Genomic DNA, 15,321 nt, shown 5'->3' with positions numbered 1-15,321 from the left:
GTTGTAAGGGCTCGATGCCCGAGCAACCACCACGTGCGGGGGCGGCCCCGACTCTCTCGAGTTGAGTCGGGGCCGCGTTTTTGTCCGTTCGGCTATTCGGTGTCGAGGTCGATTCCCATCGAACGCGCCACCTCGACGCCGATGGTGGCAAGTTCGGCGATCGCCTCCGGCTTGATTCCGGCCGTGCGGGACGCGTCGAGCAGCTTGAGCAACGTCGTGAGGCTGGGGTCGACGCCGATGGCGCTAGCAGCGTCGAGCGCAATTCCGGCGGTGGCTCCCTCGCCGTCGACGTATGCGGCCAACCCGGCAAGGGTGAGAATCTGGACCCGGTAGTTTCCGCGTAGGTGCGCGGCGATGGTTCCGAAGGCGTCCGCTGCGGCTTGCGGGCTGATCGTGACGATTCCGATCATGGCATCGCGGTAGTGCGGGTCCGCTGCCGCGCACAATCCGGCGCGGGCGGCGAGGTCGAGACTGGGAACCTCGAAATTGCGCACGACTGCGGCGATTTCCGTGATCGTGTTTCGTGCGAAGTCCTCGCCCTGCTCGGCTGCGGCGGCGCGGGCTGCGTCCATGTCGGCGGCCGTGTCCTCGCGGTAACGGGCTTCGATCTCGGCGCGGCTGCTCGACGTCTGACGTCCGCTCATGATTCGGTTCATGCTGACGTCCGACAGGATCGGGTCGGCGGTGCGTCCGCTCTCCTCGCCGTTGGTGTCGAACCACTCCGCTCCGATTTCGAGAGACTCGGCGACAAGAGTGCGGACGCTGCCGATTCCCCTGCTGTCGAGCTCTCGCTGCGCTGCCTCGATCTGATCGAGTCCGGCGGCGGCTACCGGACCGGCGCCGACGACAACCCAGATAACGGACGTGACTGCGGCTTGCTCGAGTGCAGTGCTGTAGTCGGCTGCCGCATCGGCACCGATGACATCGGTGCGCGCAACGAACGCGAGCGTGGCCGGTGATCCGGTGAGAGCGATCATCACGACGGAATTGACGGGGACGAATCCGAGCAATGCCGGGATTGCGGCCAAAACGTCGGTGGCGGTCCTCAAACGGATGTTCTGCATGTCGTTCCCCTTGCTGTGAAAGTGACCGGGCCTCGTGCCCCGCCAATTCTTTTCGCCTTCTGGCAAAGGAGAATCGCGTCGGCATGAGGGGGCCGGAGTGCCACCCCTGGGCCGAGAAAATTTTGACGGGAGCTTGCGAGTGGCGAAAATTTCTCGGAGCCACCGGCCGGCGCTTGCGCCGCCAGGGGTTGCGCGCAGGTCACCGCCGACGAGAATCGGAAGGCCAGAAGGAGAATCACAATTGGTTTTGTCAATAGTGCGGCCGCAGGCCGTTCCGTTCGACAGAGCCGCAGGCGATGCAGGCCCGAAGGGTCTGTCCAGCACCTATAACAGTCGCACCCGGACGAAGACGACTGAAACTATTCCAACTACGACGCAAATTCGGTAGACAACCGAAGTGGACACATCTTCGAAGTACCGGACCTTTGCAGAAGTTGAAGCGCAGGGGAATTCCGAAATCTACGAGGAATGGGGCAATGGAGTCGCTGACGATCTCGAAGTGCTCGCACTCATCGATCGACTACCCGAAACGCGGCGCCAACCCAATCTTGTCTTTGGCGCCAGCCAGTACTTAGGTGTTCCACCTGGTTCCTACAAGTCATTTCGTCAATGGGCGATCGTGAACTGGCCCAAGATTGAACAGCTCGCACGAACACGAACCACACAGACAAATGAAGCGGGCCGCACTGCTGTGCTACTTCCCCTCCTCGGACTGTTGACGGGCCCGATTTCCTTGATCGAAGTCGGCGCCTCTGCGGGTCTGTGCCTCTACCCCGACCGCTATAGCTACCTCTACGACGGACGCCGATATCTACACCCTGAGGACGGACCGTCCACGGTTCTCCTGGAGTGCACAACAACGGGCCATCCGCCGCTTCCCGACAGGATTCCAGCGGTAGTGCACCGGGCAGGTATCGATCTCAATCCACTCAATGTCAGCGATGCAGACGACGTGCGATGGTTGGAAAGTCTTGTGTGGCCTGAACAAGAACAGCGACGACAAAGACTCCGCGCCGCGGTCGACATAGCCCGAACGAACCCTCCCCATTTGATCCGCGGTGATCTCAATTCCGCCGTCGCCGACCTAGTCGAGCAGGTACCTCAGGACGCGACCAACGTGGTTTTCCACAGTGCCGTTCTCAACTACCTCGCCCCCACAGCACGAGAGGAGTTCATACAAACTGTCCGATCTCTGCCGTGTCACTGGATAGCGAACGAGGGCGTCGGGGTCATACCCAAGATCGACGCTGTTTTGGCCACACCGAATGAACAGCGGACCGGAAAATTCGTGGTCTCACTCGATGGGCGCCCAAAGGCGCTGGCGCGAGGCCACGGGCAGTCCCTCGAGTGGCTACGATGACGGTCCCGCCCGGACGACTTCACGCACGAGTGTCGCTCGTACCGATGTCGGCATGCCCTACGCCGCCAACGCAAGAAACAGTCGGGGCGACGTTGCTGAAACAACGTACGGACTTCCTTCTGCCCCTACCGAATCGGCGGAGCGTTTCCCTTGAGCTTGACGGAAAGCAACACTATTCCGACTCACAGAATCGTGCAGAACCGGTGCTCTACGCAAAAATGGCGCGGAAGGCCCGCAAACTGCGTCTGGCAGGTTACGAGGTACTTCGTTTTGGTGGAACAGAATTCGTCGACTCAGACCAGGCCGAGATTATGCTCAGGGACCTATTCCGGAACCTGCTCGAACTTTCCGATTCGATCAACTACAAAGTAGTTTGTCGGGGGAGACATGCCTGGCTGGAGGACAGGGCAGACATAATCGATTCATGATCGCGCGCTCAGAAGTTGGGTCAGTCACCGATGTGGTGCATGAAGCATATCGAAGCCTGAATCTGGCCTACCGCCAGATAGGAGAGGATCAAACCACGGATCGATCGAAGGCGGCTTATTCCCCTGTTGTGCTGGGCGCAGTGGAGGGATCAGAGCAAGCGGTCGCGCGGGAGACGCTTGTTGAAGATTTGAACGACATCATTGGACACACTGCTGCCCGGATCGGCGAACATCTGGCTGCACTCTCTTCCCTTTACCTGCCGAGCCCCGAGGGTGTCTACCGCGACCATCCGATTGTGCAGGACGCCGAGAACCAACGCTCGCCACGCTCTGCCGCATTTACTCTCGCCCGCGGCATTCTGGAAGGCGTAAGTATGTTCGCTTGGGTCGCAGGCTTGGACTCTGACCAGGATGAAAGGTTGCGCCGTACCGCATCCATCTCGATCTGGTCCGCACATTTCGCAGACAGAGCAAACGGTTCTACCTTGGAAGAAGACGCGCGACGGCGTGGAAAAGCAGCAAATGTTGGGGCTATCCCAAAGCTAACGCAAACCACGATAATCAAAGATTCTCTCGGACCAGACGGCCTGCGTCTCTATTCCAGATGGAGCGGGCGCGCCCATCACGCACCATGGGCGGGCGTCCCTGCACTACTTCGCAAAGACCACGGACACCTTGTCGCGTACAGCTCGGCCCTGGAACAGCCCGCACACCTTGAGCTTGCCGCTGACGTTGCCAAGTTGATCCACTTGCAACTCGATCTGATGATCGACGTCCTCGGAAAGAAGCGCTTCCCTCTCGTCGACGAACTTCCAACACTGGAGAAGTATCTGCGACGCGCCTCTAACATCGCCTCAACGGAAGTCGCCAAGCAAGGCGTTTCCGATAGTGAGCTGACCTAGGTATGGCGTTGCCCCAAACGCTCTTCCAACTGATAGCCCTCCTGCTGTTGGTCATTCCTGGAATTGTGTTCACCGCAGCTCGCCGATCTCTACGCGGGCCTGGACCTGACGAGAAGGATTTCAGTGTCCGCCTTATTCACGCCATAGCAGCCAGCGTTGGCTTCGATTGTCTATACCTGCTGGTGGCAGGACCCTGGCTTGTTGAGACGTTCATAGGAGTCGAGGGCGCGCGGCCCGTCGCTCTAGAAAGCCCGCGTGCAGCTGGTGTCGCAGTTCTAGTGCTTACGGTTCTGATTCCGTTGTTGGCAGCAGGGCTCTGGCATGTACGAATTCAGAAGAAACGGTGGCCTTTCATACTTGCTGAAAGACGCCATCGCCTACCTAGCGCCTGGGACTACGCAGCTCCTACCATCGCCGACTGCTATGTTCGGGTCCGCACAAGCGACGGAAAATGGGTTGGCGGATACGTACACAGGGAGTATGGATTTGTCGCAACCTATCCAGAACCCAGAGACATCTTCATCCCTCAGCAGTTCAATATGTCACCCACCGGGGAGTTCTTATCCCAGGTAGAAGGCACTCTCGGAGTGTACGTTCCACTAACCGGTTCCGAGAGAGTCGAATGGATATCGCCCGGGCAGTCTCCCACAACACCCCCGTAGATCTCCGGCGAGCCATGCGACTACTCCGAAGCTACCAAGGATGGGCGTGAGTTATTGAGCTGTGGCTTCACCGCTACCACCGCGAGGTGGGGGAGGCGGAGGGGGTGGTGGAGCAACCTGTCGCGGCACAGGCCGCGCACCATGCGTTCCGCGCCGTGAATCCATTCGCGGCACCGCACCTCCGGTTATCGCTCTCGGAGACTGACCTCTCGCTGGGGGCATCGCCGTCGCCCTTCCTCTCTGTAGCCAGGAACCTGCTGACGCAGAGTCTATAGCTAGATGTACAGGCATACGATCGGACACACCCCAACATATAGTGATTTAGATTCCGTGACGAACGGAATGCACCTCGTGCCAGGCCAGCCGATCCTGGAGAAGGTCCGGCCATCGATGTCTGGTCAATCCGCCTCCGCAACAGGCGTTCGCACCTCCCACTCGGTGGCTGACGGGGTGATTGCGCGGGAGCGACGGAGCTCAATCGCGCTTGGTGTCGCGGTAGCGCTGATGTCTTTGTCGGTGGCCTGTGGCAGATTGTGAGATGTAATGCAGCCGCGCGGTTCAGGATGTTGCCTTTGCGCTGGTCGAGCTTATTTTGTGCGGAGTCCACATGCTTCGCAGCGGCGGTTGTTGCTGGTTTGCCGGGCCGATTGTGGGTCAGAGCTTCCGTCACGGGCCGTGATGGGGTTAGAGTCTGCGGACGGGCTTGTTAGGCACTTTTAAGCAGGTTCGTTCGTTGTACAACTGAAAACAGGCGGCTCCACGGTGCTGTAACACCTGAGGAACCGCCTGCGTCTTCACCTTCTGGTGATCGGTCGCCGCAAAACGATAACGATCATCTGAAGCATCCCAGCGGCCATCTTGGTGCCAAGCATCAAGGTGGCATTGCTGTTTGTAGCGTCGCAGTACATGGATACTGCGGTGAGCATGACAGCAGTCTGATTCAAAAACTTGATCAGGTTGCTGTCGGTTCGAGGCTCGTCTGAGTCTCTTCCTGAATGCGGGTTCAAGGTCTTTCCTCCCTTCCCTTTCGCCGTTCCCCAGGGTGGGGCCGGCTCAGTTCTGGGCGGATCACTATCAAAGGGTGGAAAGGGCGCGAAAGCGACTCTCCTCTGCATTCAGCGCTGATCAACTTCTCGGCAGATAGTTCGAAGACGTTCCGCGTTGTGGTCTCTCAGTGCTCAAAACACTACAGCCTGTTGCCGACACGGTCACATATCGCGAGATGTTGTGAGTCACATCGTTGAAATTCCCAGGTCGCCCCAGTTCAGCGCACCTTTCCCTCGGCGCGTCGGCGTGCCGCCCGTCACATAATCTTTGAATGTTGCAGCCTGCATCGTCGATCAGGCAGTTCCGCTTTCACGTTGGTATCCCGCACAAGTTGAGCGGAATATGGCTGTCATGCCTGTCTCTGAACTTCTCCGCCTGGGTACCGCGCGACCGATAATTCGCTGGGGCGCCCCTGTCCTTCATGCGCCTGCGCGGCCGGTGGCGGATTTCGGCAGCGATCTCCAAGAACTGTTGGCGGATATGTTCGCTACCAACATTGCCGCGGATGGTGCTGGACTGGCAGCTCAACAGATAGGCGTTGGCCTTGCGGTGTTCATCTACGACTGCACCGACGAGGAAGGGACACGGCGTACCGGCGTCGTCTGCAATCCGAGTGTCGACCTTCCTGAAGGAATAGACCGGCAGTTAGTCGAGTATGGCGAAGGCTGTCTGTCCCTCCCTGGCGCCTTCACTGACCTCGCGCGCCCCGCGTTCTCTACTTGTCGTGGACACGATCAGTACGGCAACCCGATCGAAATCTCCGCTGGTGGCACCCTTGGGCGTTGCTTCCAACACGAGACTGACCACATCAACGGCATTGTCTTCGGCGACCGGCTTTCGACGCGCAACCGCAAGCAGCTTTATCGCGACCATGACGAAGTATCGGACCAGTACGCGGCCGATTGGCCGGCGCGATAGGACTCTCGTCGACCTACACCTTCCCAGATAGGGAACCAGTCACCTACCTCGACGAATCGACAGCGGAATCACCTCATCGAACTGAGCCCTTCACCCCACTTGGGCCGCGGTGTTGCGCGATCGCGGCAGTCGGTGAGGGGTCGCCGATCTGCTGGAGCTGTGTTGTTTCCCGACGCGGGAGGGTTGCTCTCGACCACTCGCTCGGTTGTTTAACGTCGTTCTCATTTCCTCGCGCATGGTCCGTTGTTTTCGCCGATTTTGCTGAAAGCTTCATCCACGCCGAGTATTTGGAGATTTTAAGCGACCTGGCAACCCCACTAGACTTGAATAGTTATGTGGCGGTGGTGGTTACACCACAAACTGGTTCACCAACTTGGTCCAGGTGGGGGGGTTGGCAGGTTGCGCATTTTCGCGCATTTGTGTGCATACTGGGTCATACACAAGCGGTCGAATGACTCGATTGTTTTGTGTAGGTGAAGAATTCGTCTAGTCCGTTTCTGGTCCACAATTCGGAAGGTTTTGCGGCATGGTCTCTGTTTCGATTTTTGCGCAGTCGGCGGTGGTTGAGATGGATGCGGCCACGCGATCACCACGTGAGGCTTTCTTCTACATCGTGGTGGCGTCGTTGTTGGCGTTTGTGGTTGTGGTGTCGGGTGTCTGGTCAGTGACTCAGGAAGTGCGTCGACGGGGTGGTTACGGCGTGCCGGCGGGGTCAGTCGTTGTGGGTGGGGTTGCGACGTTGGTTGCGTTGGTCGGTGCGTTGATCACGGGGGTCCTTGCCTTTGATCGGGTCGATACGTCGTTGTCATTGCTGGATTCGGCGGTTTCGCTGATTTTCGTGGCTGCGTTGATTGCTGGTGTGGGGCTGGGAATCTTTGCGTCGACGAGGATCGCGAAGGCGCGGTTGAGTTGACGATGATGCGTTGGGTTGAACCTTTGTCATCAGCGCAGGAGACTGCGTGGCAAGAGCGGGTTAGGGAGTTGTCGACGCAGCTCGGGGTGTCGTGCCCACGCGTTGAGTTTGTTCGTTCCGGCAAGATTGCCGGCGCGTCTTATCATCCGTTTTCGGATCAGCTGAAGATTCGGGTGCAATGGATCGCTGCGGCGGGTGGTGATCCTTACTCGCAGGCGGCGACCGCGCTGTTGTCGCATGAGTTGGGACACAAGGTGGATCGTCGGTTCGTCGCATTTTCGATAGCACTGGTGTCAGTCTGGGGTGTTGGATTTTTATCGGCGGTCTGGTTCGCGGACGGTGTGTGGCCCCCTGCCGGCGCAGTGTTCGCTGCGGTGGCGGTATTGACGCCGGTTTTCCACCGGCGTGAGTTCCGCGCTGATGATGTGGCTGCGGATGTGGCTGGTGTAAGCGCGATGGTGGAGTGGTTCCGGGTCGCTCCAGCTGGTGCGGGTCCTGGTTTCTTCCATCCGTCCGACGCGGCGCGTATCCAGCGTCAAGAGTTTCGGCTGGGCCGGTCCATCTATTTTGCGGTGTTCGAGATGGCGATCGATCAACGGAGCGTCGGCCCGGAGCGTCAGTTTCAGATGTGTTGGCGGGAGTTCGTTGCAGGGACGTGGGGGGTCGCCCAGCATCCTTTCGAGCGTCAGAAGCGCGCCAAAACGCTGCTGTTGCTGCTGATTCTGGCCATATATGTTCCGCTTTTCATCGCGGCGGGAGTTAAATGGAGCGTCATTGGGATTTCGGTTGGCATAGTGCTCGTGCTTGTGGGCTGTCCGTTGATTTTTTTGTTCGCACCGGGTTATCGGGTGGAGAGTCCCGATGGTTGTGCGTCGTTGCGGGTGGTGGCGCGACGATCCGTACCGGGAGTTTTCGAGGTGCGGAGTTTTTCTCGGTGGCCTATGACTGACGCGTCGGGGAAGTCGTCGGACGCGTTGGCACGCGATGTCGGTGCTCTTGCCGACAAATATGGTGTGTCATTGCTGGCATTGGCCGCTTCGGAAAGGTTGCGCGATAGCTACATTCGCAAGTTCGGTTTCCATGATGCGCCTCAGGATCTGTGCAAGATGCTGAGTTGGGGAAAGACCCGCCCGTTCTTAGTTCGTGGGCCGAAGCTGTCGGTCACTCACGCTGAGGGATGATCCTTTGACCTCCGATGGTCATGCTTGGCGAACAGCGGGCCTAGGTGCCGCACTTCTTCTCGCGCGTGTCGACACGCGCGAGAATCAAGGACTTTTGTTAAGGTGTGCCCACCCCCGACAGGGGGTGGGCACAAGGTTGGCGGGGCTCGAAATTTGCTCTTAGGCATCGGTTTTCTGTTCTAGCGTCCTTCCTATGACACATCTTTTCTCACACTCGTCCGTCTCGTCCGTCTCGTCCGTCTCGTCCGTCTCGTCTTCCGATCCCGGGGACGAAGTGGATTGGCTCTCATTCCAACCACTTGTGGATTCGGTTCGACACACTTGGCTGGGGTTGTTTGTGTTTTTGTTTGGTCTATTGGCCGCGTTCGGGGGATACCTGTCGGCGAATGGCCGGCTAGGAAAGGCAAGTTCAGTGGGAACCGGGGTACCCCTGTGTGCGCTGGGAGTAGTGGTGGCCGTGTGCGTTCTGATCGTCCAGTTACGGATGTAGTTTGGAGCGGGCCCGAGGTCCCCGATCGTTGCTCTTGTCCGATTGAGGTCCGGTTTTTTGCAGATCGGAGGACGCCTGGTCCCTACTTAGGAATTCGGGATCGAGCAAGAGCTCGGCGACCGGTCTGGGTGATTCCGACCGTACGCCAGCCGCGTTCGTCGTGGCCGATCCACAAGAAGTTTTCATTCTCGAGTTCTCTCATGATGCCGTCGAATCGGTTCAATGCCGCGCGTGCGCGCGAACTTGCACAGTCGCGGCGAAGGGTGGTGTAACCGACGGGGGTATGTGCTGCGACATATGCGACGATCAGCAGTTTCGTCGGTGAACGTCGAAGTTTCTCAGGCAGAGAGACTCTCATGCGCCCTGGGGGCGGTCGAGGATTTTCAGGGCCTCGAGTGCATCGCGGCGGCGCCGACCATCCTTTCGGCCGCTCGTCACGGCGGTGACAAGGAGGAATCGACTGATTGAGGTGATCGTTGCGGGTGTGAGCGCCAGAACGGCGATGAGGAATGGATTCATGTGGTCGACATTGCCGTTTCCCCGCCCAGGACACCAGGTCTGAGCATCCAATCCCCGACACTTATGGATCTACTAACAGGCAGGTCATGGACCGCAATTAGGTCGATTGTGTCTCTGGTCACTCCGGAAACTTCGGCTGAAAATCCACTCCACTTGTTACTTCTCGGAATCCACTGCGGACAGCGCTCGACTGACGGAGGATCTTCCGACGCCGAGTGTCGAGGCGATCGCGAGACTCTTTCCCTGCTCGCGGAGGGTGCGGGCAAGTTCGGTGCGTTCGGGCGTCATAACTGATCGTGACGATTCCGATCATGGCGTCGCAGTGGTGCGGGTCCGCTGCCGCGCACAATCCGGCGCGGGCGGCGAGAGGGGCCAACTATCGGATGGTGTCCGAGCAGCGGTGTTGGAAGTTGAAGATTTCGGGCGATGCTCGTGGGTCGGGTAGGACTGTGTTTCTTCTCGGCGATGGGTCTGTGGTGGACGTTCCACACGAGACCGAGATTGAATCCGCGGATCGGAATGTTGTTGCAGTGACGCGGTTTCCAGATCCCAAGAAGTTGTTGCCGATTTTCGGCAGCCGGAGGCCGGTGTATATCGGCGAGAGCTGGGACATGTAAGAGTCTGCGGTGGCCGCGATGAAAAATGCTTACGCGTGCATCGCGTCGGCGGTGGCGGCATATGAGCGTGGAGAGCGGTAATGTTTGGCGGCGATCTTAGCTTCGCTTGCAACTGCCGAGCACAGGAGCCAGCCGCCGAGAACCACGCCAACGGCCTCTGAGCCAGAAGCTACGCATCGGCCACCTTTGCGCGGGTGGGACTATGAACCTCACCTTCTTTTGTTCTCGCCCAAGGGATCTGCCGTCCCTCGCATTCGGGGAGTTCGCCGCCTTACTGCGCCTCATCAATCATGTGTCGGGCAGCCTCCTGCATCGCCTCTTCATTGCGGCCACGGCGAATGTTGTCGATCCAGTCGGGGATGTGCGCGTTACTCTGACGAATAGTCAGGATTCGGTCTTGCATTTCTCGACAGTCTCGGATTGAAACATTTTCGCCGGCTTGCTTGCCTCGACGCCAAAGTTCGAGAACTTGAGCCTCCGCCTTCGTTTTGGTCTCTGCACTCTCGGTGTGAGCACGGACCATATCGATTAGCTCACGCGCGGGCCCCAGTAGCGGAACCACCATCGCAAAAAGCCATTCGGGGATAGTAAATCCCGCAGCCAACCCGATGCCGAGACAAGCCATCCCAGTCACCGCGCCAACGGCCGTCAGACACCCTGCATAGAATCGATGGACGGACGATCCCCAGCCGAGATTGCTTCGCTGACATATCAATACATCGAGAGGTCGGGCAATCTGGCCCGTATCTGGGTACCAGTCTCGCGTTCGATTCCCCTTATACCGTCTTGCTGATTCAGCGATCACGGTTGGCGATGGGTGATCCGCAAAAATTGAGTTCCAGGACATTTTGAAGACGTGCGTGTCAAATTCCTCCTGGACGCAGGCGGCCACTCGTCTTCGTTGCTTCTCGCGTCTGCTGGCCCAGAGCGATGCCACAAAAGTCGCGCCGCCCCCGATACCGCCGAGGATCTGCCTTGCCTCAGGAAACACCAGGGCTGCCGCGATAGTGAGCGCTGCAACGACACCGATGATCAGGATCCGCACATCATGGCTGTGCTTCGCATCGGTATAAAGGCGAGATTGCGCGGCGAGCAGACGTTGGCAGTGTTCACTGTTCTGCGCAACTGAGATGGGAGGTTGCGTCAACGGCGCATCGATAGGTTCCATCTCGTCAGGCCGAGATCGTAGTGCAGTAGGGAAAGCTGTAACCCCAAATATCTCGGAGCGCTCCATTGGCTCTGGTCATGTCAGGAACCTTTTTCGACCATTCATCGTAAACTATGTCGAGGTTTGACTTCAGTGTTCGGAGCTTCATCATCGACACGCGACGACTAGATTCCGCCGAACATGCAGTGATACGAGAGACAAGAAGTGTCGGGTCGTTCATCGCGGCGAGTTCTGTGCTGATCAGTTTCGTGACGATCGAACGCAAGGATGCTAACGCCCAAATGCTGGAATTGTTCTTGCCATACTCAGCACTACGCATCTCAAGGTAGAACGAAGAGATCGGGACGGAATGCTGATATTTCCATGCTTTGAGCAGGCGAGCCAGTTCCCGGGCGTCCCCCTTGTGCTTGCGGTCGATCTCCGCAACGAATTTGTTGTGAGCTTGAGGGGCCGCCTCCCGCCATTGGCCTTCGGATGCTGGGATGACGACAACTCGGTCTTCATCTGTGGACCCTCGGACTAGGTACGCAGGCGTGATCTCGTAGTCAGCGACGATACTCGGGAACTTAACAGTCACGGCCGGACGGCTCACTGAGACCGAAGTGGCCTCCGTAAGTTCGCGAGTAAGTAGATCTCGCATTCTGTTGAGAATGGTGGTCGAAGATGACGGGCGGTCTTCGAAATGGATTCGGACGATGTAGTCGACGTCGCTGTGAGGCATGACGGCGGTTCCATGCTGGAATGAGCCACTCTGGAAGAAGGCCAACATGTTGTATTCGCTTGAGAATATATCGTGTAGCCGCTGCCGGTAGCGCCGTACCTCAATTTTGTGAGTGTCCGTTGGCGCACGCTCTTCCAAGTACCGGTCCATCGCTTGCCAGAGCGCTGTCACAGTCAACCTCTCAGCTTGCCAGTAATAAATCTGATTAGACGGAGATCTTACAGCCACTCAAGACGATCGAGCGGACCGCTATGGCCGAGGCTGCAGGACGCCTTCTCTCACTCGGGTACCGCACTGCGATACTGATGCTGCCCGTCCACTTTCAACATATTATGTTGCCGCGCAAAGTATTTCATCGAAGAAATAACATAATGATGTTATCGACATGTTGAACTTCCGGCTCGACAACGCAGTTGGGTATTTGACCCTACAGTCCACGCAAACTCTGGCTACGGAAGATGAGATGCAATCCCGATCTGGCTGCCGCGTCCGATTGCAACTCCTTGCAAAGCGAGTGCTGGTGCACGAGTGCGCGGAGCATGGTGAGAAGGATTCCCGTACTGGCGAATACTGATCCCACCCCCCGCTATCCCAACAAGAGGGAGACTACATTTCATGACGTCACCAGATCCTGTGAGCCGACCGAGACCTCGATTCAAGCGGAAGCAAGAAGCGGCAACTAACTCGGTTGATCCAGAGAGCTTGTTTGGTGACCTTCCGCGCACGCCACATGGGGTCGGCGCACTTTGGTCCCACCAAGCCGACCAGCTACGAACCTATTCGACGAAACACCGGGAAACGCCCGACGTCGCGCTTGAATTGCCGACGGGATCAGGCAAGACACTAGTCGGATTGCTGATAGCTGAATGGCGTCGGCGTGCGCTAGGTCAACGAGTGCTCTATGCATGCCCAACGACTCAGCTGGCGCGCCAGGTTCAACTCAAAGCACAACAGCAAGGCATTCAACCAGCACTACTAGTTGGCACGCACCGGAAGTGGGCCGCCGCAGATCTCACTCGGTACACCAACGGATCTGCGATTGCCATCACTACATACAGCTCGATTTTCAACAGCCGCCCTCACCTCGGCGATGCCCAAACTGTGCTCTTCGACGACGCGCACGCGGCTGAGAGCTATGTCGCTGAAGCATGGTCGGTACTCATAAAACGCGGAGATGCGGAGTACACACTGTTGCTCGATGCATTCCAAGGTGCAGTCGACGCAGGTTTCCTCGCTCGGATGGCGTCCGAGGATGCAGCGGCGGACGGCGCCGAGGTTCGGCTACTACCTATCGAAGCAGTCGCGAAGAACATCTCCGACATCGAAGCGGTGCTTGCCACAATTGGAGATAACCGCAAGTTCGCGTTTGGCATGCTGCGAGCACGTCTCAGCTCATGTCTATTTTATGTGGCTCGGAGTGGCGTCTACATCCGTCCGATGATTCCGCCAACTTTCGCGCACGATGCATTCACTGACCCAACGCAACGCGTCTATCTGTCCGCCAGCCTCGGTGATGCCGGCGAGCTTGAGCGAGCATTCGGGCGAACCCCGATCGAGCGTGTCCCTGTACCTCCGGCTTGGGATCGGACAGGCAGTGGTCGACGGTTCTTCGTGTTTCCGGAGCTTGCACTCGCACCCGTCGACCCGACCATGCTAAATGCCTCATTATCTGCACCTAGCGCACCAATACCCGTCTCACCTGATGCAACTAAGCCCGTCGATGCGGAAGATCCATATACCTCCGGCAGCCAGGATCGTGTCAGCAACGTCACGGCAGCCTTACTGAATCTGTCAAAGAAGAGGCTTGTTCTAACTCCCGATGACCAGAGCGCTGTTGACATCGCGAATGCCATGCAGGTACCGCACGCTGAGCGTTTCGATGCTAAGACGGACGCAGGTCTTGAGCCCTTCCTACAAGCTGAGACCGGCACTCTTCTCGCCCCCAACCGATATGACGGAATGGACCTCGCTGCAGAGTCCTGTCGGTTGATGTTGATGGCTGGACTACCCACCGCCTCACATCTTCAGGATCGATTTCTTGAGAGCAAACTGCGAGCCGGCGAGGTGCTCCATGAGCGTATCCGCACACGAGTGCTTCAAGGGGTAGGCCGGTGCACTCGCGGCCCAAGCGATTGGGCAGTGGTTGTCGTCCAAGGGGATGACCTCTTGAGATTCTTATCGCGGCGGGAAGTTCGGGAGTCCCTACCGGTAGAGCTCCAAGCCGAGATCAAGTTCGGGCTCGAGGTCAGCGAAACTGCCGCTGACGATCTGGTGCTTCTGGCGGAGAGTGCTCTTAAGCAGGATGAGATCTGGCAAGCAGATGCTGAACCCGATCTAGTTCAGTTGCGAAAAGACGCAGTCCGGAAACCTGCGACGAATGTTGCGGTTCTGACCTCCAGTGCGCCCCGCGAAGTCCGTGCATGGTCGCACGCCTGGAAACAAGACTGGGAAGGCGCGGCCAGAGCAGCCATCGATGTCCTCAACAATCTGCCACCAACTTCGTTGCGACCATACAGAGCCTTGTGGGCGTATCTCGGCAGCGCGTGGTCCACTCTTGCGGCTGAGGAGAACGGGAATTCGGCCGCCGTAGCACGTGCTACACAGCTTCTGCGGGACGCTCACAAAGAGGCAGAGGGCACTACTTGGCTAAAAGAAGTACAGCCTTTGCCGTCGGCGCCTATCGACGAAGACCCGCTAGACGCCCAGAGCATCGGAAACATTGTGTCCAGGGTAACGAAGGGAGGGCTCGCATCACCCGGCAAGTTTGCAAATCGGTCGTCGACGATGCTGTCGAACCTATCGAAGAAGAGCGCGCCCCCATATGAGCAGGCATTGGCTGAACTGGGCCTCCTCATCGGAGCATCCGAGTCCTTCAAGCCGCAAGGAAAAGGCCGTGCAGACACCGTGTGGATCTGGGATTCGGCTTGGATCACGGTCGAGGCAAAGAGCGAGTCGGAGGATCATGGGCTGCTGAGCATGGACTACGTACGGCAGGCCAACACTCAGCTGGACTCGGTTGCGGGCGACCGTGCTCATGACGAGCCTCCTTCCGGCAGCGTCTCGTTCATCGTCTCGACTCGCCGCGTGGTGGATCCTGACGCCGTCGACATAGCACGACCGCATCTGTATCTCGTGCCCACACAACTCATTGCAGAGATTGCTCACGATGTTGTCCGGGCATGGAACGAACTGCGCGGTGTGGCATTCGGTGTCGATCCCGAAGCACTGCACGATAGTGCCGCGCGAATCTTCTGGGAACATCGAGTACTACCGACACAGATCAGGGAGAGACTCACTCGGGAGCCAATTCGCGGCGCGGTTTAAGTGAGTG

12 protein-coding genes are annotated in these 15,321 nt (G+C 58.2%); 7 read left to right on the top strand and 5 right to left on the bottom strand.

Annotation, left to right across the window (positions count from 1 at the left end):
• Positions 1-92: 92 nt before the first annotated feature.
• Positions 93-1,064: a DUF4192 domain-containing protein gene (locus tag ABIE52_RS33820; protein ID WP_192713695.1), complete on the bottom strand. Its 972-nt coding sequence runs from the start codon at positions 1,062-1,064 to the stop codon at positions 93-95.
• A 397-nt stretch (positions 1,065-1,461) separates the two neighbouring features.
• Between ABIE52_RS33820 and ABIE52_RS33815 the strand changes: the two genes are divergently transcribed.
• From ABIE52_RS33815 to ABIE52_RS33790, 6 genes are all read left to right on the top strand, one after another.
• Positions 1,462-2,424: a DUF2332 domain-containing protein gene (locus ABIE52_RS33815; RefSeq protein WP_192713694.1), complete on the top strand. Its 963-nt coding sequence runs from the start codon at positions 1,462-1,464 to the stop codon at positions 2,422-2,424.
• Between the two features lie 424 nt (positions 2,425-2,848).
• The gene (locus ABIE52_RS33810) at positions 2,849-3,754 is read left to right on the top strand and encodes a hypothetical protein (protein ID WP_192713693.1); all 906 of its coding nucleotides are present in this window, start codon (positions 2,849-2,851) and stop codon (positions 3,752-3,754) included.
• 2 nt (positions 3,755-3,756) lie between these two features.
• On the top strand, positions 3,757-4,416 hold the full coding sequence (locus ABIE52_RS33805) for a DUF6338 family protein (protein ID WP_354541617.1): 660 nt from the start codon (positions 3,757-3,759) through the stop codon (positions 4,414-4,416).
• A gap of 1,398 nt (positions 4,417-5,814) precedes the next feature.
• Positions 5,815-6,381 (top strand): peptide deformylase, encoded by a 567-nt coding sequence (def, locus tag ABIE52_RS33800; RefSeq protein WP_192713692.1) that lies wholly within the window; start codon positions 5,815-5,817, stop codon positions 6,379-6,381.
• 526 nt (positions 6,382-6,907) lie between these two features.
• Positions 6,908-7,294 carry a hypothetical protein gene (locus ABIE52_RS33795; RefSeq protein ID WP_192713691.1) on the top strand — a complete coding sequence of 129 codons (387 nt, stop codon included), beginning with the start codon at positions 6,908-6,910 and terminating at the stop codon, positions 7,292-7,294.
• On the top strand, positions 7,291-8,475 hold the full coding sequence (locus ABIE52_RS33790) for a hypothetical protein (protein ID WP_354541616.1): 1,185 nt from the start codon (positions 7,291-7,293) through the stop codon (positions 8,473-8,475). The genes ABIE52_RS33795 and ABIE52_RS33790 overlap by 4 nt, the downstream gene beginning before the upstream one ends.
• Before the next feature lie 844 nt (positions 8,476-9,319).
• Here the strand turns inward: ABIE52_RS33790 and ABIE52_RS33785 are convergent.
• The 4 genes from ABIE52_RS33785 to ABIE52_RS33770 form a co-directional block, all read right to left on the bottom strand.
• Positions 9,320-9,484, bottom strand: a complete 165-nt coding sequence (locus ABIE52_RS33785; RefSeq protein WP_192713689.1) for a hypothetical protein — start codon at positions 9,482-9,484, stop codon at positions 9,320-9,322.
• A 156-nt stretch (positions 9,485-9,640) separates the two neighbouring features.
• A complete protein-coding gene (locus ABIE52_RS33780) occupies positions 9,641-9,772 on the bottom strand; it encodes a hypothetical protein (protein ID WP_354541615.1) in 132 nt (43 codons plus the stop codon).
• 600 nt (positions 9,773-10,372) lie between these two features.
• A complete protein-coding gene (locus tag ABIE52_RS33775) occupies positions 10,373-11,269 on the bottom strand; it encodes an S-4TM family putative pore-forming effector (protein WP_192713688.1) in 897 nt (298 codons plus the stop codon).
• A gap of 4 nt (positions 11,270-11,273) precedes the next feature.
• Positions 11,274-12,161, bottom strand: a complete 888-nt coding sequence (locus tag ABIE52_RS33770; RefSeq protein WP_192713687.1) for a nucleotidyltransferase domain-containing protein — start codon at positions 12,159-12,161, stop codon at positions 11,274-11,276.
• 444 nt (positions 12,162-12,605) lie between these two features.
• Between ABIE52_RS33770 and ABIE52_RS33765 the strand changes: the two genes are divergently transcribed.
• Positions 12,606-15,314 (top strand): DEAD/DEAH box helicase, encoded by a 2,709-nt coding sequence (locus ABIE52_RS33765; protein ID WP_192713686.1) that lies wholly within the window; start codon positions 12,606-12,608, stop codon positions 15,312-15,314.
• Positions 15,315-15,321 lie beyond the last annotated feature (7 nt).

Source organism: Rhodococcus sp. OAS809, from assembly GCF_040546695.1.
GTDB lineage: Bacteria > Actinomycetota > Actinomycetes > Mycobacteriales > Mycobacteriaceae > Rhodococcus_F > Rhodococcus_F qingshengii.
The sequence above is the reverse complement of the archived record's forward strand: the minus strand, read 5'-3'. Positions and strand labels throughout refer to the sequence as shown.

Coding starts and splice junctions, on each gene's coding strand:
- ABIE52_RS33775 (WP_192713688.1), bottom strand. CDS start 11,269: ATGGAACCTATCGATGCGCCGTTGACGCAACCTCCCATCTCAGTTGCG.
- ABIE52_RS33785 (WP_192713689.1), bottom strand. CDS start 9,484: ATGAATCCATTCCTCATCGCCGTTCTGGCGCTCACACCCGCAACGATC.
- def (WP_192713692.1), top strand. CDS start 5,815: ATGCCTGTCTCTGAACTTCTCCGCCTGGGTACCGCGCGACCGATAATT.
- ABIE52_RS33765 (WP_192713686.1), top strand. CDS start 12,606: ATGACGTCACCAGATCCTGTGAGCCGACCGAGACCTCGATTCAAGCGG.
- ABIE52_RS33795 (WP_192713691.1), top strand. CDS start 6,908: ATGGTCTCTGTTTCGATTTTTGCGCAGTCGGCGGTGGTTGAGATGGAT.
- ABIE52_RS33810 (WP_192713693.1), top strand. CDS start 2,849: ATGATCGCGCGCTCAGAAGTTGGGTCAGTCACCGATGTGGTGCATGAA.
- ABIE52_RS33780 (WP_354541615.1), bottom strand. CDS start 9,772: ATGACGCCCGAACGCACCGAACTTGCCCGCACCCTCCGCGAGCAGGGA.
- ABIE52_RS33805 (WP_354541617.1), top strand. CDS start 3,757: ATGGCGTTGCCCCAAACGCTCTTCCAACTGATAGCCCTCCTGCTGTTG.
- ABIE52_RS33820 (WP_192713695.1), bottom strand. CDS start 1,064: ATGCAGAACATCCGTTTGAGGACCGCCACCGACGTTTTGGCCGCAATC.